The organism is Pseudomonas sp. ENNP23 (assembly GCF_001728945.1).
Taxonomy (GTDB): domain Bacteria; phylum Pseudomonadota; class Gammaproteobacteria; order Pseudomonadales; family Pseudomonadaceae; genus Metapseudomonas; species Metapseudomonas otitidis.
Window position 1 is genome coordinate 14,117 of sequence record NZ_LYSP01000047.1, and the last position, 21,860, is coordinate 35,976.

The following is a 21,860-nucleotide window of genomic DNA, read 5'->3' on the forward strand; positions in this document are numbered from 1 at the left end:
TTGGCGCCCGACCGGCTCGACTGAGCCTTCTCTCCCCAGCCCGCTCATGCGGGCTGGGCGTTTCAAGCTGAGCCATGGCGAGCATCGATTCGTGATCGGTGGGGCGTTTGCCCCTCCTTTGTTCCCGAGCGCCAGCCCCCTTCCAGAGCGGGCCGCGCTCAATCGCCGGCCGTTGCGCCGGCGATTTTCTAGCCACGAATCGAATGAGGTTTTACCCATGACTCAATACAAACGTCCTGACGAGACGGTCTTTGCATCCGGCGCCAAAACCGGAGAAGTCGAGAATTTCCCCGACATCGCCCGAGGTTGGGGCGTGTCGTTCGACCAGACCAACGGCATCCCGCCGATGGAATGGTTCAACGCGCTGTTCAAGCGCAATGACGAAGCCCTGCGCTACCTCCTGCAGCGGGGCATCGCCGAGTGGTCGGCGACCGAGGACTACCCCGCGGGCGCCCACGTGCAGGAGGGCGGCAAGGTTTGGAAGGCCAAGGCGACAAGCCTGGGCAAGCGGCCATCGAGCAGCCCAAGTGAATGGGGGGAAACCGCGTTGACGCTTGAAGCGGTGAAGGCGCTGATTCAAGAGCAGGTCTTGAGTGTTGGCAGTGGCCTCCCGTTGTTCCACGTCAGTTGGTCTCCATCCAGACAACTCGTTTATCCGGGGCAGCCCTTTGCAGACGGTGGGATCTTCAACCGGGCTTCATTCCCTGACGCATGGGCTGCCATTGCAGCAGGGAAGGTGCCCGTCGTAGACGATGCGGTCTGGTTATCCGACCCTGCCAAGCGCTGCTGTTACAGCCGTGGCGACGGCTCCACCACCTTCCGAGTGCCTGATTACAACGGCAGATTCCCTGGCTCCATCGCTGCAATGTTCCTGCGGGGTGATGGCGCCATGTCTGCGGGTACGCCGGGAGAAGTCCAGCGAGACCAGGTCCAGGCGCATCGCCATGCAACCGTTTTGGGTTCGGCTACGGCCAATTTGTCTCTGAATCCCCGATTCCCTGTCGAAGGTGCCATCTCAAACGGCATCGCTGGCGGTACTTCCCTCCAGAACCACTATGCCGTGCTTTCGGATACACCCTCCGTTGAGGGAGGAGCACGGACAGGTTCGGAAACTCGCCCCATTAACGTGACGGGTAGTTGGACGATCAAGCTCTTTGGGCAGGTGGATAACAGCGGTAATGCCGATATGGCGAAGCTGGTCACCGAGTACGCCAACCTCGCATCCCGTGTATCGATTATTGAGGCAAAGCTGGCTGCTCGCGGAACACTTATTGTCGCTGATGAGAAAGTGGCGGGTACTCAAGGGGGGGCTGCCGTGGCTGGGGTCAATATTCGGACATTAAATACGATGCGCTATAACACTATTCCGGGAGCTGGATTAGTGGGGAACCAAATAGTCCTGCCGCCAGGTAAGTATTGGTACCGGATAGAGACAACTCACGGAAACGTTGACAGTTATCATATTTTCTTATTCAACGAGACGGACGGTGTTCTTGTTGGTACTGGGCTTAGTGGTAATGGAAGTACCGTCAGTGCAAGTGACTATGTTCGAAGCACTTCTGTAATGACATCTGCAATAGAGATTACTGAAAAGAAGGCATATAGCATAAGATTGTGGGTGTCCAGCTCCTGCCCTACATACGGCTTAGGTTGTGCGTCCAATTCTGGATATACCGAGTGCTATACCGAGGCTCAATTTGTCAAGGAGGGATAATGAAATACGCAACTTTTAATGACGATGGGCGCGTAGCCTGTGTCTATAACGATGAAACTGTCATGATCGTGCCATCTGGCGCATACAGTCTGACGCAGGAACAATGGGATCAGCGCACTGCACTGGTCCTGGTTGATGGGGAAGTAGCTATTTGCCCTCCCCCTGATGTATCAGGGGTTTATCAGTGGAACGGCAATAAGTGGGTGATTAATGCTGATGCACAAGAGCAAGCAACGATTGCACAGGCGATCTCTTGGCGTGATGCCTTGCTACGTTCGGCTGCAATGAGGATGGCGCCATTGCAGGATGCGATGGATCTGGGAGAAGCCACAGCGGACGAGCAGGAGCAGTTACGCGTATGGAAGAACTATCGGGTTCAGTTGAATCGGATCGAGCAGCAGCCTGGGTTTCCGAACTCCATCGAGTGGCCTGAGCCTCCGTTCAAGGATGCTGATCAGGGGGACTAATGGCTGTCGCGGATTTAGTGATGTCTTCTGGGGCTGTATGCCAGAAGGATGTAGGTGTCATCCGCTGTATGACTGACGAGTACCTACGACGCTTCTCCCTCACCACCCCCACCCGCCAATCCGCCTTCTTCGCCCAAGCCGCCCATGAGTCCGCCGGTTTCACCCGGCTGACCGAGAACCTCAACTACAGCGCCACCGGCCTGGCCGCTACCTGGCCGGGACGTTTCCGGGGCGCGGATGGGCAGCCCAATGCGCTGGCCCGGGCCCTCCACCGTCGGCCCGAGGCGATTGCCAATGTGGTGTATGCCAACCGCATGGGGAACGGCCCCGAAGCTTCCGGAGACGGGTGGCGGTACCGGGGCAGGGGGCTGTTGCAGATCACCGGTCGGGCCCAGTACCAGCGTTGCGGTGCTGCGCTGGGGCTGCCCCTGGTGGAGCAGCCGGATCTGCTCGCCCAGCCGGAGCCGGCCGTGCTTTCGGCCGCCTGGTTCTGGCAGGTGAACGGGCTGAACGAACTGGCGGATGCCGGGGACTTCGAGGCCATCACCCGGCGCATCAACGGTGGGCTCAATGGCCTGGCCGAGCGTCGGGCGTTGTGGGCGAAGTTCCGGGAGGCGCTGGCATGAGCGCCTTTCTTTCTAGCCGCTGGCTGGCCTGGGGGCTGTGTGCCTTCGGGCTGGTCGGGTTCGGTGCCTGGATGGCCGGGCAGTTCTACCGGCCCCGGTTGGACGAGGCCCGTGCGCAGTTGGTCGCGTTGCAACAGGCCGATCAGGCCAATCGCCTGGCGCTGCTCAAGCAGGGCCAGGCGATGGCCGAACTGGAGCGCCAGGGACGTGCGCGCAGCGAGCGCGCCGAGGCGGCTGTTGCCGAGTCGCGCTCCCGGTCCGCCCGTGACTACCACGCTGCCGCCCAGGTGATGCTGGAGCCCACGCCTTCGGCCGATGCCTGTGAGGCCGCGAGGCGGGCGTTTGCCGAGGAGCTTCGGCGCGAGCGTGCGCCATGAACGGGGCGTGGTTAATGCCCCTGGGCCTGCTGGTCGGATGCACCGCGCCCGTTGTGCCGCCGCCCATGGAGGTGCGCGTGCCGGTGCCGGTTCCGTGTCGTGTCGAACTTCCGGCTGCTCCGGCCTTTGCCGTATCGGCGCTGGCGCTGGATGCGCCGATCGATCAACAGATGAAAGTGCTGCGGGCCGAACGCCTGCAGCGCATGGGCTACGAGCGAGAGCTCGTGGCCGCTTTGGACGCCTGCCGCTAGCGGGCTGTTGAACACCTGGGCGCTGCTATGGCAACGCCGTGGGTTATTCAGCGGCCTGCCGGGGGGCGTCCGTTCCCTTCCCATTTCCTGCCTTCCAGGCGCTGCGTCAGCGCCTTCCCTTGACGCAGCCTTGTTCGTCGAACGCGACGGCCTGGCTGCGTCCCTTTCCTTTCTTCGGCGCGTAGTGGTAACGGGTCAGCCCGTTGCTGCGGGTGATCCGGTCTGGTTTGCCGAGCATGCTTTCCACGTCCCGTTGTGTCATTCCGGTGCGCACCTGCTTGCGCAACATCGCCTGGCGCCGTTCGGTGCCTGTGATCCGATTGCCGCAGCCGTCCTGTCGTTCTCCCACCACCGTTATTTCGCGCCGATTCTCGGCCGCTTCCTTCCGGCTTCTGCGCACGATCCGTTCGGGTTTGGCCGGCGGCAGCAGGTACTCCGCCTCACCGTGGGCCGGGGCGGTTTCCTGGCTGGCGATGCGTTGGTCGTCGGGGCAACCCAGTTGCGAGTAGGTGATGCGCCCGTCCGGGCCCTTGCAGTGGTAGATGGTGGCGGCCTGTGGCGCGGTGAGCGGTGCGGCGAGCAGCAGGGCCAGGGTGGCGACGTATCGAAGCATGAGCGGTCCTCCATGACGATGAGCCTCGAAGGTATCTGCTTTACTTGCTTCCCAACGGTGCCTCGCCGGGGCATGAAGACGTCCCACGGAAGGTGCAAGCAATCTCAGCTTTGTGCTGCAACCGATTGTTCTGGCCACGATTTTGTAACGCGCAAAATGACCGACCGGTGTTATCATTGCGCGGTCAGCCTCGCCGAGGCTTTTGGACACCCCTCATGGACTTACCCAGTAGTTACTCAAGATCTCGATTTGCCAATCGCGTATTGACTGATTGACCCTCCTTGGCGTGCGCCGCCACTGGGGGTGGAGCGCGCTATGACCGAAGTAGAAGTAAAGAAGCCTCAAGAAAGCCTGCAGGAACGCCTTGCCCAGGTGGTCGAACTGCTGCATCGCCACAAGCTGGTGGAAGACCTGACCCACCGTCAGGAAGGTCAGCACCATCATCTGGTGGAAAACCTGGTCCACCGTCAGAACCTTGCCGAACTCCAGCGCAAGCTCGACGAACTCCACCCCGCTGACATCGCCCATATTCTTGAGTCCCTGCCGCTCGACGACCGTCTGACGGTCTGGCAACTGGTCAAGGTCGAGCGCGATGGCGACATCCTGCTGGAAGTCTCCGACGCCGTCCGCGAGACGCTGATCGCCGACATGGACGATCACGAGCTGCTCGCCGCCGCCAAGGAGATGGACGCGGACGAACTGGCGGACCTGGCCCCCGAGCTGCCCCGCGATGTGATCCACGAGCTGATGGAGTCCCTCGACGCCCAACAGCGCGAGCGTGTGCGTTCGGCACTGTCCTATGAAGAGGATCAGGTCGGTGCGCTGATGGACTTCGAGATGGTCACCATCCGCGAAGACGTCACCCTCGAAGTGGTCCTGCGCTACTTGCGTCGCCTCAAGGAGCTGCCGGGCCACACCGACAAGCTGTTCGTGGTCGACTACGACGGCATCCTCAAGGGGGTGCTGCAGATCAAGCGCCTGCTGGTGAACGACCCGGACAAGCTGGTGGCCGAAGTGATGGCCAGCGACCCGGTGAGCTTCCACCCGGACGAGGACGCCAATGACGCGGCCCAGGCGTTCGAACGCTACGACCTGGTATCGGCTCCGGTGGTCGACAAGAACGGCAAGCTGATCGGCCGTCTGACCATCGACGAGATCGTCGACCTGATCCGTGAGGAGAGCGAGAGCGAAGTCCTCAGCATGGCCGGTCTGCGCGAGGAGGAAGACATCTTCGCCTCGGTCTGGAAATCCGTCGGCAACCGCTGGGCCTGGCTGGCCATCAACCTCATCACCGCCTTCGTCGCCTCGCGGGTGATCGGCCTGTTCGAAGGCTCCATCGAGAAGCTGGTGGCCCTCGCTGCACTGATGCCCATCGTCGCCGGTATCGGTGGCAACTCCGGCAACCAGACCATCACCATGATCGTCCGCGCCATGGCGCTGGATCAGTTGAGCCCCGGCAACACCTCACGCCTGCTGCGCAAGGAGCTGGGCGTGGGCCTGGTGAATGGCCTGGTGTGGGGCGGGGTGATCGGTGTGGTCGCCTTCTACCTCTATGGCAGTTGGTCGCTGGGGGTGGTGATGACCGCCGCGATGACCCTCAACCTGCTGCTCGCCGCCTTGATGGGCGTGCTGATCCCCATGACGCTCGCCCGTATCGGCCGCGACCCGGCCATGGGCTCCAGTGTGATGATCACCGCCATGACCGACAGCGGCGGCTTCTTCATCTTCCTCGGGCTGGCGACCATCTTCCTGCTCTGACCAACCCCAAGGCCCCGCACACGCGGGGCCTTTTTCTTCCGACCTGTTAAATCGCAGGCAATAAAAAGCCGCCTCTAGGGCGGCTCTTGAATGTCGCAACGGACTCACGCTTCTTCGGCGGCGAGTTCCACGTCGTGGGCGATCAGCGCGACCAGGGCGTTCTGCTGGCGGCGGGAGAGTTGACGGAAGCGCTGAAGCAGCTCGCGCTCATGAAGAGAAAGCTCCGGGCTGTCGATCCGCATGCTCAACCCCTCATCCAACGCACCTTCCTGGAGCATGCTCTGCTCCAGTCGCGCGATGATTTCGGAGTTCATGCTGCGGTGGTGGTTGCGGGCCACATCGGCGATGCGTTCACGCATGCCTTCCGGCAGACGGACGACGAACTTGTCAGCGGTACGGCTGGAGTAGATAGCCTGTTTCATAGGGCGCATACATTCATAAACCGGTTAGTTCAGGGAGCGATGCTGGCAATGAGCTACGTGATTGTCACCGGTTTGACAATCCTTCGCATCAGGCGTTCCGCCCGACATCGCATTTGGCGTCAGGAGTGACCCTGGAGGTCAATGCAACGTTTCCTTGACGTCAAAACTGTGTCGTAAATTCTGGGCTGGGTGCAGGCTTTTTGCCAGCACCAATTGTCCGAAATGCGAGTCACTGTGCAATTCGGAGCCCTGGTCAGAGCGCTTGCCGGTGAATCGACCGTCAGACAGCCGCTTCGTTCAGTAAGGCTGCCGAACGGTTGCCATGATAACGCCGCTGCGCTGGCGTTTTGATACTGTTCGACGTTCGGTGATTCCAGGCGACCGAGGCTGCCAAAACAGGTCGGATCCCGGTATCGTGGCGGCCGTTTCCAGGCCCCTCGGTAGCGCGAGCGAGAACCCCATGAACGGCAGGCTCTTCTATCTCATCGGACCTTCAGGCTCGGGCAAGGACAGCCTGCTTGACGCCGCCCGGCCCCAGTTGGCCGAGCGCGGTTGCCGGGTGGTCCGGCGGGTCATCACCCGCTCCGCCGAAGCGGTGGGGGAGGCGGCCGAAGCGGTTACGCCCCAGCGTTTCAATGAGCTGGAAGCCCAGGGCGCCTTCGCCATGAGCTGGCATGCCAACGGACTTTCCTACGGCATTCCCAGGGAAATCGATGACTGGCTGGGTAATGGGCTGAGTGTTCTGGTGAATGGTTCCCGCGGCTATCTTCCCGAGGCGCGTAGGTGCTACCCCCGTCTCCAGGCCATTTTGCTCGACGTGGCTCCGGACGTTCTGCGTCAGCGCCTGCTGCGCCGGGGGCGGGAGACCGCGGACGAGATCGAAGCCCGTCTGGCCCGCAACGCCGCCTTTACCCAGGCCCTGCTGGCTGAAGAGAGTGAAGGGCTGGTGATACTCGACAACTCCGGCGACCTGCAAACCACCCTCGAACGCCTGCTGACGATCCTCGGTACGGTGGACTAGCGCAGCACCGGATCGAACTTGACCCGCTTACCCACCAGCAGCGCCAGCACCAGCAGCACCCCGCTGGTGGCCAGCCCGATCTTCAGGGCCTGTGCCAGCCACGCGGTTTCACCCGGCTCCAGCCACAGCCCGACGTTGCACAGCACGCACACCATCAGGCAGATCAAGGCCGACTTCGACATTTCGGGCTCCTTGCACTCAAAAGAAAGGGTCGTATTCGGAGCCATCCCCATCGGGGCGCTCGGCACGTCGTCGCTTGGCCTGCCGCTCCGGCGAGGTGACGCAGTCGATCACCCAGAACGCCAGGCAGGCCAAACCGGCCAGCACCAGGACCGCGACCGGGAGCGCCAGGCTCCAGAGGGCGTAATCAAGCTGCATCGCACCGCCCTCAGAACGACAGGCGCTGGACCGGAGCGGGAACCTGCTGCTCGGTCATGCGCAGTGCCCTGGCCGCAGGCTGGCTCGTAGCAGGTTGCCGTGCATGCACGAACTCCATCGGCGCAATGCGGATATCGGCAATCGCCTGGCGGGTGGCGTACTGCTGGTACTGCCCGTGCAAGGCAGCGAAACCAGACGCCACGAGCAGGGTGACGGCGATGGCGACGAACAGGGTGAAGAGGCTGTTCATGGGAGGGTCCTGCATCCATAGGTCCTTTTGCCATGGATAAGAGCAGGTGTCGTGCCAAGCTGGATTTTATAAAAAATCCATATAAATCAAATATTTAAATAGAAAGCGAAACGCTCCTTCCGTGCACTTTGCAAGGTGGGGTATTCCCGGCATTGCAAATTGCACGGTATCGCGCAGGCGCTCTGGAACGGGCCTGTTGCCGGCTCAGTCGAGGGGCAGTTCGGTGGTTCGCTTCACTTCGCTCATGGCGATGTTCGAGTGCGCCTCCTGCACATGGGGGCGCTGCAGCAAATGGTCCCGCAGGAAGCGTTCATAGCCCGCAATGTCCTTGGCCACCACCTTCAGCAGGTAGTCCGAGCCGCCGGCCATGGTGTAGCACTCCAGCACCTCCGGGTAGCCGACGATAGCGTCCTCGAACTCCGTCAGGTTGTTGCGCCCGTGGGCCGACAGCTTCACGTTGACGAACACCGTGATGGAAAACCCCAGGCGCTGGGGATTGAGCAGGGCGACCTTGCGCTCGATCAGCCCTTCCTCCTGCAGGCGGTGGATGCGTCGCCAGCAGGGCGACTGGGACAGCTCCACCCGTTCCGCCACTTCGGCGGCGGAGAGGTCGGCGTTGTGCTGCAACAGACGAAGGATCTTGCGATCGATGGGGCTCAGAAGGGTGTGCATGAATCAGTCCGTAATCTTGTTCTTGTTGGATGAATCATGCGCAAGTCTGGCCTTGGCGCCCGAAAATAGAAAGAAAAAAGCAGAACCCTTCGGTCAGATTATTGGGCATGCGTTCCGGGCAGCGATCCTGCCCAGGGACGGGACGATGGCCCCAACCGTGGCCATCCTGGTCGCCATAAAAATAAAAGGAGCGCCCGCATGTCACTGGCCGAGATCCGCCTGGATGACAAATACCGCCTCGAAACCGGTCACCTCTACCTGACCGGCACCCAAGCCCTCACCCGCCTGCCCATGCTGCAGAAGCAGCGGGACAAGGCCCACGGCCTCAACACCGCCTGCTTCATCTCCGGCTACCGGGGCTCGCCGCTCGGCAACCTCGACAAGAGCCTCTGGGAAGCCAAGTCCTTCCTCAGGGACAACCACATCCACTTCCAGCCCGGCGTCAACGAAGAACTGGCCGCCACCGCCGTGTGGGGCAGCCAGCAGACCAGCCTGTTCCCCGGCGCCCGCTACGACGGCGTGTTCGCCATGTGGTACGGCAAGGGCCCGGGCGTGGACCGCTGCGGCGACGTCTTCAAGCACGGCAACTCCGCCGGCGTATCCGCCCACGGCGGCGTCCTGCTGCTGGCCGGCGACGACCACGGCTGCAAGTCTTCCAGCATCGCCAACCAGAGCGAGCACGCCTTCATCGCCGCCTCCATCCCCGTGCTCAACCCCGCCAACGTCCAGGAGATCCTCGACTACGGCATCATCGGCTGGGAACTCTCGCGCTACAGCGGCTGTTGGGTGGCCCTCAAGACCATCGCCGAGAACGTCGACTCCTCCGCCGTGGTGGACGTCGACCCCCTGCGGGTCCAGGTGCAGATTCCCAAGGACTTCGTCCTGCCCGAGGACGGCGTGCACATCCGCTGGCCCGACCCGCCCCTGGCGCAGGAAAAGCGCCTGAACATGTACAAGATCTACGCCGCCCGCGCCTTCGCCCTGGCCAACAACCTCAACCAGGTCAAGCTCGACTCGCCCAACCCGCGCCTCGGCATCATCACCACCGGCAAGTCCTACCTCGACGTGCGCCAGGCCCTCAACGACCTCGGCATGGACGAAGCGCTCTGCGCCCAGGTCGGCCTGCGGGTGCTCAAGGTCGGCATGAGCTGGCCACTGGAGCCGGTCTCCGTGCACGAATTCGCCCAGGGCCTGGACGAAATCCTCGTGGTGGAAGAGAAGCGCAGCATCATCGAGGACCAGCTCACCGGCCAGCTCTACAACTGGCCCGTGGACAAGCGCCCGCGCGTCGTCGGCGAATTCGACGAGCACGGCAACTCCCTGCTGCCCAACCTCAGCGAGCTGACCCCGGCGATGATCGCCCGCGTCATCGCCAAGCGCCTCGCCCCCATCTACACCAGCGAGCAGATCGAATCGCGCCTGGCCTTCCTTGCCGCCAAGGAGAAGGCCCTCGCCGCACCCAAGCACACCACCGTGCGCACCCCGCACTTCTGCTCCGGCTGCCCGCACAACACCTCCACCAAGCTGCCCGAAGGCAGCCGCGCCCAGGGTGGTATCGGCTGCCACTACATGACCCAGTGGATGGACCGCAACACCGACACCTTCACCCAGATGGGCGGGGAGGGCGCCACCTGGATCGGCCAGGCCCCCTTCACCGACACCCCGCACATCTTCCAGAACCTGGGGGACGGCACCTACTTCCACTCCGGCCAACTGGCCCTGCGCGCCGCCGTCGCCGCCGGCGTCAACATCACCTACAAGATCCTCTACAACGACGCCGTCGCCATGACCGGCGGCCAGCCCATCGACGGCGAACTGCGGGTCGACCAGCTCAGCCAGCAGGTCTTCGCCGAAGGCGTCAAACGCATCGCCCTGGTCACCGACGAACCCGAGAAGTACCCCACCCGCGCCACCTTCGCGCCCATCGTCACCTTCCACCACCGCCGCGAGCTGGACGCCGTACAGCGCGAACTGCGCGAGTTCAAGGGCGTCTCGGTGATCATCTACGACCAGACCTGCGCCACCGAGAAACGCCGCCGCCGCAAGCGCGGCAAGCTCGCCGACCCGGCCAAGCGCGCCTTCATCAACCCCGCCGTGTGCGAGGGCTGCGGTGACTGCAGCGTCAAGTCCAACTGCCTCTCCGTGCTGCCCCTGGAAACCGAACTGGGCCGCAAGCGGCAGATCGACCAGAACGCCTGCAACAAGGACTTCTCCTGCGTCGAAGGCTTCTGCCCCAGCTTCGTCACCGTCCACGGCGGCAGCCTGCGCAAGCCCGAGGCCGCCGGAGCCAAGGCGCTCTTCGTCGCCCTGCCCGAGCCGCGCCAGCCGAGCCTCGCCCGGCCCTGGAACATCCTCCTGCCCGGCGTTGGCGGCAGCGGCGTCACCACCGTTGGCGCCCTGCTGGGCATGGCCGCCCACATCGAAGGCAAGGGTTGCACCGTGCTCGACCAGGCCGGTCTGGCGCAGAAGTTCGGCCCGGTCATCACCCACATCCGCATCGCCGCCAGGCAGGACGACATCTACGCCGTGCGCATCGCCGCCGGCGAGACCGACCTGCTGCTGGGCTGCGACCTAGTGGTCGCCGCCAGCGAAGAGGCCCTGGCCAAGCTCAACGACCGCATCGCCACCGCCGTGGTCAACAGCCACGAGGCCGCCACCGCCGAGTTCACCCGCAACCCAGACGCCCAGGTGCCCGGCGCCGCCATGCGTGACGCCCTGGTGGAAGCGGTGGGCGAAGCCAAGACCCACTTCGTCGACGCCACCCGCCTGGCCACCCGCCTGCTGGGCGACAGCATCGCCACCAACCTGTTCATGCTCGGCTACGCCTACCAGAAGGGCCTGGTGCCCATCTCCGCCGCCGCCATCGACAAGGCCATCGAACTCAACGGCGTTGCCGTCACCCTCAACCAGCAGGCCTTCCTCTGGGGCCGCCGTGCCGCCCACGACCTGCAGGCGGTGGAGAAGCTCGCCCGCCCGGTCGAGATCGAAGCCCCGCGCTGCGAAACCCTGGAAGAAATCGTCCAGCACCGCGCCGACCACCTGCGCGCCTACCAGGACGCCGCCTATGCCGAGCGCTACCGCGCCCTGGTGGAGCGCGTGCGCCAGGCCGACATCGGCGAAGACAAGGCCCTGACCCGCGCCGTGGCCCGCTACTACGCCAAGCTGCTGGCCTACAAGGACGAATACGAAGTGGCCCGGCTCTACAGCGACGCCAGCTTCCGCAAGCAACTGGAGGCGCAGTTCGAGGGCGACTACAGCCTCGAATTCCACCTCGCCCCGTCCTGGCTGGCCAAGCCCGACCTGGCCACCGGCGAGCCGCGCAAGCGTCGCTTCGGCCCCTGGATGCTCAAGGCCTTCGACGTCCTCGCACGCTTCCGCTTCCTGCGTGGCAGCGCCCTCGATCCCTTCGGCTACAGCCACGAGCGCAAGCTCGAACGTCAGTTGATCGACGAGTACGAAGCCCAGGTGGAGCTGATCCTCAAGGAGCTGCGCCCCGGCAACTACGCCGCCGCCGTCGCCCTGGCCGAACTGCCCGAGCAGATCCGTGGCTACGGCCCGGTGAAGGAGCGCGCCCTGGCCAAAGTCCGCCAGCAGGAGCAGCAACTGCGCGCGCGCCTCACCGCCAGCGACGTGCAGGTCTTGCACCTGTTCGACCCGGCAGCCTGACGCCTGATCGGAGGCCCCTCCCCCAGTCCATGGGGGAGGGCGCCCCATCGACTTGAAACACGCCCAACCCGAATCGAGGAACCCCCATGTCCGTCTTCAGCCACGTCGAATTCGACCACCACGAGCAGGTCGTCCACGGCCACGACAAAGCCAGCGGCCTCAAGGCCATCATCGCCATCCACAACCGCAACCTCGGCCCCGCCCTCGGCGGTTGCCGCATGTTCCCCTACGCCGACGACGAGCAGGCCCTGCGTGACGTACTGCGGCTGTCCCGTGGCATGACCTACAAGTCCGCCCTGGCCAACCTGCCACTGGGTGGCGGCAAGGCCGTCATCTTCGGCGACCCCCGCAAGGACAAGACCGAAGCGCTGTTCCAGGCCATGGGCGACTTCGTCGACAGCCTCGGCGGGCGCTACATCACCGCCGCCGACTCCGGCACCGGCCCGACGGAAATGCAGATCATGGCCGAGCGCACCCGCCACGTGGCCGGTGCCAACACCCGCGAAGCCTTCGACGGCGGAACCCGCAGCGGCGACCCGTCACCGTCCACCGCCTACGGCGTGTTCATCGGCCTCAAGGCCGCCGTGCAGCACCGCCTGCGCCGGGACGACCTCAAGGGCCTGCGCGTCGCCATCCAGGGCGTCGGCCAGGTGGGCTTCCACCTCGCCCGTATGCTGCATGACGCCGGGGCCGAACTGTGGGTGACCGACATCGTCGAGGCCAACGTGCGCCGCGCCGTCGAGCAACTGGGCGCCAAGGCCGTCGGCCAGCACGAGATCTACGGCCTGGACGTGGACGTCTTCGCCCCCTGCGCCATGGGCGGCATCCTCAACCTGCAGACCCTCGAAGCCCTGCGCGCCCCCGTGGTCGCCGGCGCCGCCAACAACCAACTGGCCGACGCGCAACTGGCCGAGGAACTGCGCCGCAACGGCTGCCTCTACGCCCCGGACTACGCCATCAACGCCGGCGGCATCATCGACGTGCACTACGAGCGCAGCGGCGGCAGCACCGCGGCCCTCAAGGCCCACATCGAAGGCATCGGCGCCACCCTCAAGACCATCTTCCAGCGCGCCGACCAGGAAGGCCGCACCACCACCGACGTGGCCGACCGCCTGGCCGAAGAGCGCTTCGGGCGGGTCTGAGGCGCGCGACGTCGGCGCTACAGGTCCAGGTAGAAACTGACCCCGTGGCGCCGGTACCCCAGGGACTCGTAGAAGGCATGGGCCGCCTCGCGGCCCAGCCCGCTGGAGAGCACCAGCTTGTAGCAGCCCAGCGCCCGGCCACGTTCCGCCGCCTTCTCCATCAGCGCCTTGCCCACCCCAAGGCCACGGGCCTCCGCGTCCACCACCACGTCCTCGACGATGGCCGAGCGGGCGAAGTTGTGGGCCAGGTGCTCCACCAGGATCACCGTGCAGGTGCCCAGCAACTGGCCCTCCCGCTCCGCCACCAGCACCTCCCGCCCGGCCGGCAGGTTCTCCAGGCGCAGCGCCAGCAGCGTCGGGTCCGGCTGCGGCTCGTCCGGCCCCAGTTGGTGCAGCAGCAGCGCCAGGGCCGGCGCATCGGCCGGGCTGGCGGCGCGCAGGTCCAGGGTCACGAAAGGGGAGTCGGGGAGGGGATCAAGGCGGCTCGGTTGCATGGTGTCGCTCCTTTTTTCCGAAAGTCTGAGCCTAGCCGGTGGCAGTGGCATGACAAAAACGTCGAGCGCCGCTAACATGCCGCCCGTTCCGATGTCCCAGTAGCTCAATTGGATAGAGCATCCCCCTCCTAAGGGGAAGGTTGGTGGTTCGAACCCACTCTGGGACACCATCCCCACGCCGCCCCGGCGTCCTCGCCCGTCACTCCTGTGCCAGCAACCATTCCCGCGGACTTGCCCCCGTCTTGCGGCGGAAGGCCCGCGCCAGCGCCGACGGACTTTCATAGCCCACCGCATCCGCCACATGAGGGATCGGCCGGCCCTCGCGCAACAGCTTCTGCGCCAGGCCCACGCGCCATTGCACCAGATAGTCGGCCGGTGTCTGCCCGGTGACGGCGCGAAAGTGCGCGGCAAAGGCCGCGCGGGACATGGCCACCGCGCCGGCCAGCTCCGCCACCGTCCATGGATGTGCCGGGGCTTCGTGCATCAGGTTCAGGGCCTTCGACAGGCGCCGATCGGCCAGGCCCGCCAACATGCCTGTAGCGAGCCCGCCGTGGTCCAGCAGGTGGCGCAGCAACTGGATCACCAGCAGCTCGAACAACCGGTCCATCACCGCCCGTCGCCCGCAGGCCTCGCCGAACGCCTCGGCGAACAGCCAGTCCAGGTTGTCGGCCAGCCGGGGCAGCGCCTTCAGGGGCAGCACCAGGTAGTCCGGCAGCGCCGCCGCCAGCGGATTGCCCGAGGCCCCGCCGAAGGCCAGGGTCGCGCACACCAGCCGGGTGCCGTCCAGCTCGCTGGCCTCCAGGCGATGGGCATAGGGGCGGGGGAAGAACACCAGGCAGGGCTCCTCCAGCGTCCAGTGGCTGCCGTCGTCCATCTGCAGCACCACGCGGCCGCCCTGCAACAGGTGTACATGGCCGCTGCGACTGTCCTGGCCGAAGGCCTCCAGACCGCAGAAGGGCCCGCTGAAGAACGTGCCCGCCTGGACACCGAAGTGCCCCAGCAGGGCGGAAAGTCGATCCATGGTCAGGCTCCAGTCAAAGGCTGGATTCTGGACGATCGGTTGCAAGATCGCGAGTTTCTGCGTCCATGGGTTCAGAGCGTGTCCCTAGCATGGGAACCGTATCCACAAGGGATACCCACCCCCACAGGAGAATCCGCCATGCCCCGTATCGCCCCCGTCGCCCCCGATGCCGTTTCCACCGCCGCCCGCCCGCAGTTGGACGGCGTGCAGAAGAGCCTCGGCTTCGTGCCCAACCTGTTCCAGACCCTCGCCCATGCGCCTTCCGTGCTTTCGGGCTACCTGCAGTTGTCCCAGACCCTGTCCCGGGGCAGCCTGGGCCCCCGTGAGCGGGAACAGATCGCCCTCGCCGTATCCGCCGTCAACGGCTGCGACTACTGCCTGGCCGCACATGGTCACTTCAGCGCCCTGGCCGGCTTCTCGGCCGACGACATCGAGGCCGCACGCAACGGCCAGGCCAACGCCCTGACCCGCCTCGCCCGGCAACTGGTGGAGAACCGTGGCGCCCTGTCCGACGCCCAACTGGCCGAGGCACGCGCCGCCGGCCTCACCGATGCCGCGCTGGTCGAGGTGGTGGCCCAGGTCACGTTGATGACCCTGACCAACTACCTCAACAACCTCGCCCACACCGACGTGGATTTCCCGCCGGCCCACTGATCCACCCCGCGCGGGTGGGTGACCGCCCGCACCTGGAGAACACCATGAACGACGTGATCCTCTACACCACGCGCACCTGCCCGTACTGCATCGCCGCCAAGGCGTTGCTGCAGCGCAAGGGCGTGGTCGCCACCGAGGTGGATGTGCAGCTCGACTCGCAACGCTTCGGGGAAATGCTCGAACGCAGCGGCGGGCGCCGCAGCGTGCCCCAGGTCTTCATCGGCCCACGGCACGTGGGCGGATTCGATGACCTGGCCGCCCTGGAGCGTCAGGGCCAACTGGATGCCTGGCTTGGCAGATAGGGCGGGCCGGGGATCGCCGATCCGCCAGGGGGGAGACGGGTGGCCCAGGCCGGTTACCCGGCTGGCCTCCCGTTGAGCGCAGGTTCTTAGGCCTCCCGGGGCACACCATCCTCCGGCAGGCTGAGGTAGATCAGCACCACCAGCAGCGTGATGAAGAAGCGGAAGGCATCCGGTACGCCGTTCCACTGCTTCGACATCCACATCCCGAACCATTCCCCGCCCACCGACATGAAGCCCACCTGCCAGGTCAGGAAGCCCAGGGTCAGGCCGGCCACTGCCCAGCCCTTGGCCGCGCGGAACGTCTCGGCCGGCGCCTTCACCGCCCGCAGCAGGCGCACGCCGCCGATCCAGCAGAGCAGGGCGGTCAGGCTTTCCAGCGCGATGATGAAGATGTAGCCCGCATGGTGCATCCAGGGCGTAGTGATGGAGCGGTACATGATCTGGTTGTCAGGGAACAGCGTGTCCATCAGGAACACATGGCGCACGAAAGCGAAGTTGGTGCCGTAGTCGGTGATGTTGCCGAAGGCGACCAAGGTCGCGAAGAAAGCCATGGCCAGCACCATGGCGGCCTTGGACAGGCGGATCAGGATCATGCCGTTATTCCTTTTGGGTAGGGGAGGACCGCGCGCCCGAGGCAAGGCAGCCGGGCTCTGGGTCGGGTCGAGTGGGGGCGCAGGGCGCGCGGGTGCGGACATCGGGACTGGAAGACCTGAGGCCGGCGCCGGGCGGGGAAGCACGGCGGCTCGGCTGGATGGAACGGCCGCACCGGAAGGCTCGCGGATTCTCTTCAGGCCAGGCCGGAGCGTCAAGGCACCGCTGACGTCCAAAGAAGCATTGCCCTGTGGGCGCGGGTTGAGGATGCTGTGCGCATTTGTCGACGGTGCAGCCCATGTCCGAGACGCCCGCCCCCTCCAGCCCGCTCCCCCTGCGCACCTGGCAGCAGCCGGGGACCCTGGCCGCCGTATTGTTGCGGGTCCATGCCGGCAGCCATGACGCACCCCGCGAGTGGCCGGGCCTGGCGCACTTCCTCGAACACCTGCGCTTTCTCGGCGGCCAGCGCTTCACCCAGAGCCAACGGCTGATGCCTTTCGTCCAGGCCAGCGGTGGCCGCCTCAACGCCAGCACCCAGGCCCATCACACCGACTACTTCTTCGAACTGCCCGCCGACCGGCTCCAGGCCGGCCTGGAGCGGCTCGCCGACCTGATCCAGGCGCCACTGCCCGGCCTCGACCTGCAACGCCGCGAGCGGGAAATCCTGCAGATCGAATACCTCAACCGGGGGCGCGATCCCTGGACCCAAGCCCAATCCGCCCTGGCCGCCGCACTGGCGCCGGGTCACCCACTGGCCGACTTCCACGCCGGGCACCGCGACAGCCTGGCCATCGACGACCCCGCCTTCCAGGCCGCCCTCGCGCACTTCGCCGGAGCCGGCGAACGGCAACTCTGGGTGGCGGCGCCACAGCCGGCGGAGCAGGTGCAGGCGCTCGTCCAGCAGGCCTTCGCCGGCTGCCCGCCCGGCCAGGCGCAGCCACACCGGGCACCGCCGCCCCTGCTGCCGTTGACCTGCCGCAGCCTGCGCCTGCAACTGCCCGGCGCCCCGCGCCAGTGGCTGGCCTTCGCCCTGGAGCGCCAGCCCGAAGCCCTGCCCGACGCCGTGGCTCTGCTCGGTGAGCTGCTGCGGGACGAAAGCCCCGGCAGCTTCCAGGGCTGGCTGTGCGAGCAGGGCCTGTGCGACGGCCTCGACCTGCATCTGACCTATCACCACCAGGGCCAGGCCCTGCTGGTGCTGGAGCTGGCCCTGGCGGATGCCAGTGCCGACACCCGCGCCCGCATCGAAGGCGGCCTGTTCGGCTGGCTCGCCGCCCTGCGCGAGCGGGAGCCCTGGGCGCGCCTCCTGCACGAGCGGCCCCCCGCGCCCCGGCAGGCACCCCTGGAATTCATCCGCGACCAGGCGCAGCGCCACGGCACCTTGCCCGCCAGCGCCTTGGCCGCCCTGCTGGCCCAATTGCAGCCGGCCCGCCTCGTGCGTCTGCTGAGCGAGGCGCGCCCGGTTTCGGCCCGCTGCCTGTCGGCCGGTTTCGAACTGGCGCTGGAGCCCGCGCCCCTGGCGCCGCCCCTGCGCCCGGAGGTGCGCTGGCACTTCGGCCCCGCACTGGCCTTCCAGGCTTTCGTCGCGACGCAACAGACCTCCCGCACGGCGCCCCCGCTGATGCGCTGGCCAGGTGACCCCGAGCACGCCCAGTTGCTGCTGCGCTGGCGGCTCACCCCCAGCACCCGCGACCCTGCCCACCACCCGGCCCTGCAGCGTGCCCTGCGCGGGTTGCGCAGCCAGGCCCAGCAGCAGGGCGGCGACCTGCTGCTGCTGGAGCAGGGGCTGGATTGGCAGTTGCGTGTCATTGGCCGCTCCCGCGACCTACCGGCCATGCTCGCCGCCGCCTTGCGCACCGTGCTGGCGCCACCGCTGGCCGCCTGCGAACAGGGCCCCCGGCTGCTGCAGGCCGGGCGCAACCGACAGGCCGCCGAACTGCCGATTCGGCAACTGCTGCACTGCCTGCCCGACGTACTCGGCACCGCGCGAGGGGCTGCCCCGGGCCAGGCCGGCGTCAGCCCTGCCAGCATCCGCCGCAGCCTCGACGCCAGCCGCTGGGACGTGATCGCCCTCGGCCTGGCTGACGACGACCTGCCCAGCGTCCAGGCCCTGCTCGACGCCCTGCCCGGCGAAGCGATGCCCCGCAGCCTCGCGCCGCCGGCTCTGGCCCCTGGCCACCACTGGCATCACCTGCCGAGCGAGGGCGAGCCGGCGCTGGTGCTGTTCTGCCCAGTGCCGGATCGCAGCGCCCGCAGCGAAGCGCTCTGGCACTGGCTGGGGCGCACCCTGGAATCGCCCTTCTACCAGCGTCTGCGCACCGAGCTGAACCTGGGCTACGCGGTGTTCGCCGGCCTGCGCCACATGGGCGGCCAGGCCGGACTGGTCTTCGCCGTACAGGCCGCCGACACGCCGGTGCCCGAAGTGCTGGCGCAGGTGCAGGCCTTCCTAAACCAGGCGCCGCCCCTGCTGGCGCAGGCCGAACCCCTGCGCGAGGGCCTTCAGCAGGCATGGCGACAAGCGGCCGCGGACCTGCCCGGCAACGTCAGCACCCTGCACCTCGCCGCCCGGCCGGCGGACTGGCACCTGCAACTCGCCCTGGCCCTCGCCACCCTCGCTCCCGCCGACCTGCACCGCGCTCTGGCGCGGCTGGTGGCCGGAGAGGGCGGCTGGCACCTGCTGGCCAACGCCCCGTCGCCCGGCCTGCCCTGGCGCTAAGCCCCTCCCCGCGTCCTACTCCGTGCACAGCGAGCCGCGCCCTGCCCCTGGGCGGGCCTTCGGTTGTCCTCCGCCCAAAGGCGAGCGTCACGACCGCCGGCAGTCCCGCGTGAAGATGGGGGCAGCCCAACAGGATCGGTTTCAACATGGGCAGTCAGGTGGATGACCTCAAGCGGAACGCATGGGGGGATGGAGCGCCATTCGCCCCGCAGCCCGGGCTACCGATGCCCCGGCGCCGCCGCCGTGCCTGAAGCCCCGGCGTGATGCGCTTCGTGGCCTCAGCGCATCCTACGAACCGAACCGATAGAACCGGTGGCACCCGTAGGATGGGCTGAGCTGTGCGAAGCCCATCGCGCCCCGGCACACGATTGCCGCCGAGCACCGTAGGGTGGAGCACGCTTCACCGATCCACCATTCGTGGCCGTGTCGAGCGCCATGGGTGGATGGAAAGAGCGCCATCCACCCACATGCGGTGCCCACCCTCGATGCGTTGTGGATGACGCCGTGCAAATGCCTGAACCCCCGGCGTGATGCGCTTCGTGCCTCAGCGCATCCTACGAACTGGCACGCAATTACCGGAGAGCACCGTAGGATGGGCTGAGCTGTGCGAAGCCCATCGCGCCCCGGCACACGATTGCCGCCGAGCACCGTAGGGTGGAGCACGCTTCACCGATCCACCATTCGTGGCCGTGTCGAGCGCCATGGGGGGATGGAAAGAGCGCCATACACCCTGCGCGGTGGCTACCCTCGATGCGTTGTGGATGACGCCGTGCGAGCGCCTGACTCCGGCGTGATGCGCTTCGTGCCTCAGCGCATCCTACGAACTGGCACGCAATTGCCGGAGAGCACCGTAGGATGGGCTGAGCTGTGCGAAGCCCATCGCGCCCCGGCACGTAATTGCCGGCGAAGCACCGTAGGGTGGATCGCGCTTCACCGATCCACCATTCATGGCCATGCCGAGCGTCATTGGTGGATGGAAAAAGCGCCATCCACCCAATGCGGTGCTCACCCTCGATACGTTGTGGATGACATCGCGCAAGCGCCTGACTCCGGCGTGATGCGCTTCGTGCCTCAGCGCATCCTACGAACCGGTGGCCCATCGCGTCTTGGCACGTAATTGCCGGCGAAGCACCGTAGGGTGGATCGCGCTTCACCGATCCACCATTCGTGGCCGTGCCGAGCGTCATTGGTGGATGGAAAGAGCGCCATACACCCTGCGCGGTGCCTTCCCTCGATGCGTTGGGGATGACGCCGTGCAAGTGCCTGACCCCGGCGTGATGCGCTTCGTGCCTCAGCACATCCTACGAACCGTGGTCCCATCGCGTTCTGGCACGCGATTGCCGGCGAGCGCTATCCGCCACCCTGCACTAGCGTTCGCGCATGGCTTCGGAGCGGGCCTTGAGGACGGGTTTGAGGAGGTAGTCGAGCACGCTTTTCTCGCCGGTGATGATGTCCACGGTGGCGACCATGCCGGGGATGATGAGCAGCGGTTTGGCGTTGCTGCCGAGGTGGCTTTTGTCGGTGCGGACCTGGATGAGGTAGAAGCTGTTGCCCTTGTCGTCGGTGATGGTGTCGGCGCCGATCAGTTCCAGCTTGGCCTTGAGCCCGCCGTAGATGGTGTAGTCGTAGGCGCTGAACTTCACCATGGCCTTCTGCCCGGGGTGGAGGAAGGCGACGTCCTGCGGGCGGATGCGCGCTTCGATCAGCAGGTTGTCCTCCAGCGGCACCACTTCCACCATGTCGCTACCCGGCTGGACCACGCCGCCGATGGTGTTGACCTTGAGCTGCTTGACGATGCCGTGCACCGGCGAGAGCACGGTGGTGCGCGAGACGCGGTCGTCGATGGCGCGGCCGGTGGAGGTGATCTTCTGCAGCTCGGTGCGGGCTGCGTTGAGTTCCTTGAAGGCGTCGGAGCGGAACGACAACTGGCTCTCCTCCATCTTTCGCTCGATCTCCTTCACCGCTGCCTCTGCCCGGGGGATGGCCAGGTTGGTGCCGTTCAGCTCGCCGCGCATCTCCACCGCGCTGCGCCGCAGGCGGAGGATCTCCACCTCGGAGATGGCGCCGGTGCCCACCAGTGGCTGGGACATGTTCAGCTCCTGCTGCAGCAGCGCCAGGCTGGAGGCGTACTGCTGGGACTTGGAGCGGAACTCGGCCAGTTCCTGCTCCTTCTGCCGCAACTGTTCCTTGAGGATGTGCTGCTCGCTCTCCAGCCGTTGCAGGCGTGTGCGGTTCAGCGCGCGTTCGTCCTCGGCCAGTTGCGGTGCGCCCTTGGCGATCTCGTCGGGCACCTCGAAGGGCCGGCCCTCGGCCTCGGAGGCCAGGCGCTCGACCCGCGCCATCAGCGCCAGGCGGTCGGCCTCGGTCTCGCCCTTGTTGGAGAGGAAGCGGGTGTCGTCCAGGCGCAGCAGCACATCGCCCTTGTTCACCACCTGGCCTTCGCGGACGAAGATCTCCGAGACGATGCCGCCCTCCAGGTTCTGGATCACCTGCACCTTGCTGGAAGGGATGGCCTTGCCTTCGCCGGTGGTGACCTCCTCCAGCACGGCGAGCTTGGCCCACACCAGGGCGACGATCAGCAGGGCACAGGCCACCCACACGGTGATGCGGGTGCCGGTGGGGGAGTCTTCGAGGATGGCGCCGTCCACCTCGGGCATGAATTCGGTGTCGGCACGGGCCGGGGCGCGGCCGCCGAAGTACTGGGCGGGGGTTTTAGCGTTGGCCATGG

Annotated in this window: 22 protein-coding genes and 1 tRNA gene; 13 read left to right on the forward strand and 10 right to left on the reverse strand. The window is 66.1% G+C overall.

Annotation, left to right across the window (positions count from 1 at the left end; all coding sequences use genetic code 11):
- Positions 1–217: 217 nt before the first annotated feature.
- The 5 genes from A9G05_RS22245 (at position 218) to A9G05_RS22265 (ending at position 3,435) form a co-directional block, all read left to right on the forward strand.
- Positions 218–1,714 carry a hypothetical protein gene (locus A9G05_RS22245; RefSeq protein ID WP_069563017.1) on the forward strand — a complete coding sequence of 499 codons (1,497 nt, stop codon included), beginning with the start codon at positions 218–220 and terminating at the stop codon, positions 1,712–1,714.
- Positions 1,714–2,181, forward strand: a complete 468-nt coding sequence (locus A9G05_RS22250) for a tail fiber assembly protein (protein WP_069563018.1) — start codon at positions 1,714–1,716, stop codon at positions 2,179–2,181. Before A9G05_RS22245 ends, A9G05_RS22250 begins: the two co-directional genes overlap by 1 nt.
- A gap of 68 nt (positions 2,182–2,249) precedes the next feature.
- A complete protein-coding gene (locus A9G05_RS22255; protein ID WP_256548478.1) occupies positions 2,250–2,807 on the forward strand; it encodes a glycoside hydrolase family 19 protein in 558 nt (185 codons plus the stop codon).
- A complete protein-coding gene (locus A9G05_RS22260) occupies positions 2,804–3,184 on the forward strand; it encodes a hypothetical protein (RefSeq protein WP_069563020.1) in 381 nt (126 codons plus the stop codon). Before A9G05_RS22255 ends, A9G05_RS22260 begins: the two co-directional genes overlap by 4 nt.
- A 14-nt stretch (positions 3,185–3,198) precedes the next feature.
- Positions 3,199–3,435, forward strand: coding sequence for a hypothetical protein (locus A9G05_RS22265; protein ID WP_218187205.1), 237 nt, complete (start codon positions 3,199–3,201; stop codon positions 3,433–3,435).
- A gap of 106 nt (positions 3,436–3,541) precedes the next feature.
- On the opposite strand, the gene A9G05_RS22270 is transcribed toward A9G05_RS22265, so the two are convergent.
- The gene (locus A9G05_RS22270) at positions 3,542–4,048 is read right to left on the reverse strand and encodes a DUF4124 domain-containing protein (RefSeq protein WP_069563022.1); all 507 of its coding nucleotides are present in this window, start codon (positions 4,046–4,048) and stop codon (positions 3,542–3,544) included.
- A 315-nt stretch (positions 4,049–4,363) separates the two neighbouring features.
- Here A9G05_RS22270 and mgtE point away from each other — a divergent pair, with 315 nt between their 5' ends.
- A complete protein-coding gene (gene mgtE / locus A9G05_RS22275) occupies positions 4,364–5,806 on the forward strand; it encodes a magnesium transporter (RefSeq protein ID WP_069563023.1) in 1,443 nt (480 codons plus the stop codon).
- 104 nt (positions 5,807–5,910) lie between these two features.
- On the opposite strand, the gene A9G05_RS22280 is transcribed toward mgtE, so the two are convergent.
- Positions 5,911–6,237: an Arc family DNA-binding protein gene (locus A9G05_RS22280; RefSeq protein ID WP_044411587.1), complete on the reverse strand. Its 327-nt coding sequence runs from the start codon at positions 6,235–6,237 to the stop codon at positions 5,911–5,913.
- Positions 6,238–6,688: 451 nt separating this feature from the next.
- Between A9G05_RS22280 and phnN the strand changes: the two genes are divergently transcribed.
- Positions 6,689–7,249 carry a phosphonate metabolism protein/1,5-bisphosphokinase (PRPP-forming) PhnN gene (gene phnN, locus A9G05_RS22285; protein ID WP_069563024.1) on the forward strand — a complete coding sequence of 187 codons (561 nt, stop codon included), beginning with the start codon at positions 6,689–6,691 and terminating at the stop codon, positions 7,247–7,249.
- On the opposite strand, the gene A9G05_RS22290 is transcribed toward phnN, so the two are convergent.
- From A9G05_RS22290 to A9G05_RS22305, 4 genes are all read right to left on the reverse strand, one after another.
- A complete protein-coding gene (locus A9G05_RS22290; RefSeq protein WP_069563025.1) occupies positions 7,246–7,431 on the reverse strand; it encodes a PA3371 family protein in 186 nt (61 codons plus the stop codon). The genes phnN and A9G05_RS22290 overlap by 4 nt on opposite strands.
- A 16-nt stretch (positions 7,432–7,447) precedes the next feature.
- Complete coding sequence (locus A9G05_RS22295) at positions 7,448–7,627, reverse strand: hypothetical protein (RefSeq protein ID WP_069563026.1); 180 nt, start codon at positions 7,625–7,627, stop codon at positions 7,448–7,450.
- Positions 7,628–7,637: 10 nt separating this feature from the next.
- Positions 7,638–7,877: a hypothetical protein gene (locus A9G05_RS22300; RefSeq protein ID WP_139131223.1), complete on the reverse strand. Its 240-nt coding sequence runs from the start codon at positions 7,875–7,877 to the stop codon at positions 7,638–7,640.
- A 204-nt stretch (positions 7,878–8,081) separates the two neighbouring features.
- Positions 8,082–8,549: an Lrp/AsnC family transcriptional regulator gene (locus A9G05_RS22305; RefSeq protein WP_069563028.1), complete on the reverse strand. Its 468-nt coding sequence runs from the start codon at positions 8,547–8,549 to the stop codon at positions 8,082–8,084.
- 198 nt (positions 8,550–8,747) lie between these two features.
- Between A9G05_RS22305 and A9G05_RS22310 the strand changes: the two genes are divergently transcribed.
- Positions 8,748–12,215, forward strand: coding sequence for an indolepyruvate ferredoxin oxidoreductase family protein (locus tag A9G05_RS22310; RefSeq protein WP_069563029.1), 3,468 nt, complete (start codon positions 8,748–8,750; stop codon positions 12,213–12,215).
- A gap of 86 nt (positions 12,216–12,301) precedes the next feature.
- Positions 12,302–13,357 (forward strand): Glu/Leu/Phe/Val dehydrogenase dimerization domain-containing protein, encoded by a 1,056-nt coding sequence (locus tag A9G05_RS22315; protein WP_069563030.1) that lies wholly within the window; start codon positions 12,302–12,304, stop codon positions 13,355–13,357.
- A 17-nt stretch (positions 13,358–13,374) separates the two neighbouring features.
- On the opposite strand, the gene A9G05_RS22320 is transcribed toward A9G05_RS22315, so the two are convergent.
- Positions 13,375–13,851 carry a GNAT family N-acetyltransferase gene (locus tag A9G05_RS22320; RefSeq protein WP_069563031.1) on the reverse strand — a complete coding sequence of 159 codons (477 nt, stop codon included), beginning with the start codon at positions 13,849–13,851 and terminating at the stop codon, positions 13,375–13,377.
- Positions 13,852–13,944: 93 nt separating this feature from the next.
- On the opposite strand from A9G05_RS22320, the gene A9G05_RS22325 reads away from it, so the two are divergent.
- Positions 13,945–14,021: transfer RNA gene (locus tag A9G05_RS22325), tRNA-Arg, on the forward strand.
- 29 nt (positions 14,022–14,050) lie between these two features.
- On the opposite strand, the gene A9G05_RS22330 is transcribed toward A9G05_RS22325, so the two are convergent.
- A complete protein-coding gene (locus A9G05_RS22330) occupies positions 14,051–14,872 on the reverse strand; it encodes an AraC family transcriptional regulator (RefSeq protein WP_069563032.1) in 822 nt (273 codons plus the stop codon).
- 138 nt (positions 14,873–15,010) lie between these two features.
- Here A9G05_RS22330 and A9G05_RS22335 point away from each other — a divergent pair, with 138 nt between their 5' ends.
- Together A9G05_RS22335 and grxC are read left to right on the forward strand one after the other, a co-directional pair.
- Positions 15,011–15,526 carry a carboxymuconolactone decarboxylase family protein gene (locus A9G05_RS22335; protein ID WP_069563033.1) on the forward strand — a complete coding sequence of 172 codons (516 nt, stop codon included), beginning with the start codon at positions 15,011–15,013 and terminating at the stop codon, positions 15,524–15,526.
- A 44-nt stretch (positions 15,527–15,570) separates the two neighbouring features.
- The gene (gene grxC, locus A9G05_RS22340; RefSeq protein WP_069563034.1) at positions 15,571–15,828 is read left to right on the forward strand and encodes a glutaredoxin 3; all 258 of its coding nucleotides are present in this window, start codon (positions 15,571–15,573) and stop codon (positions 15,826–15,828) included.
- 86 nt (positions 15,829–15,914) lie between these two features.
- Here grxC and A9G05_RS22345 read toward each other — a convergent pair whose 3' ends face one another.
- A complete protein-coding gene (locus tag A9G05_RS22345; protein ID WP_069563040.1) occupies positions 15,915–16,418 on the reverse strand; it encodes a DUF2165 family protein in 504 nt (167 codons plus the stop codon).
- A 299-nt stretch (positions 16,419–16,717) separates the two neighbouring features.
- On the opposite strand from A9G05_RS22345, the gene pqqF reads away from it, so the two are divergent.
- Positions 16,718–19,132 (forward strand): pyrroloquinoline quinone biosynthesis protein PqqF, encoded by a 2,415-nt coding sequence (gene pqqF, locus A9G05_RS22350; RefSeq protein ID WP_069563035.1) that lies wholly within the window; start codon positions 16,718–16,720, stop codon positions 19,130–19,132.
- A gap of 1,367 nt (positions 19,133–20,499) precedes the next feature.
- Here pqqF and A9G05_RS22355 read toward each other — a convergent pair.
- Complete coding sequence (locus tag A9G05_RS22355) at positions 20,500–21,858, reverse strand: HlyD family type I secretion periplasmic adaptor subunit (protein WP_069563036.1); 1,359 nt, start codon at positions 21,856–21,858, stop codon at positions 20,500–20,502.
- Between the last annotated feature and the right edge of the window lie 2 nt (positions 21,859–21,860).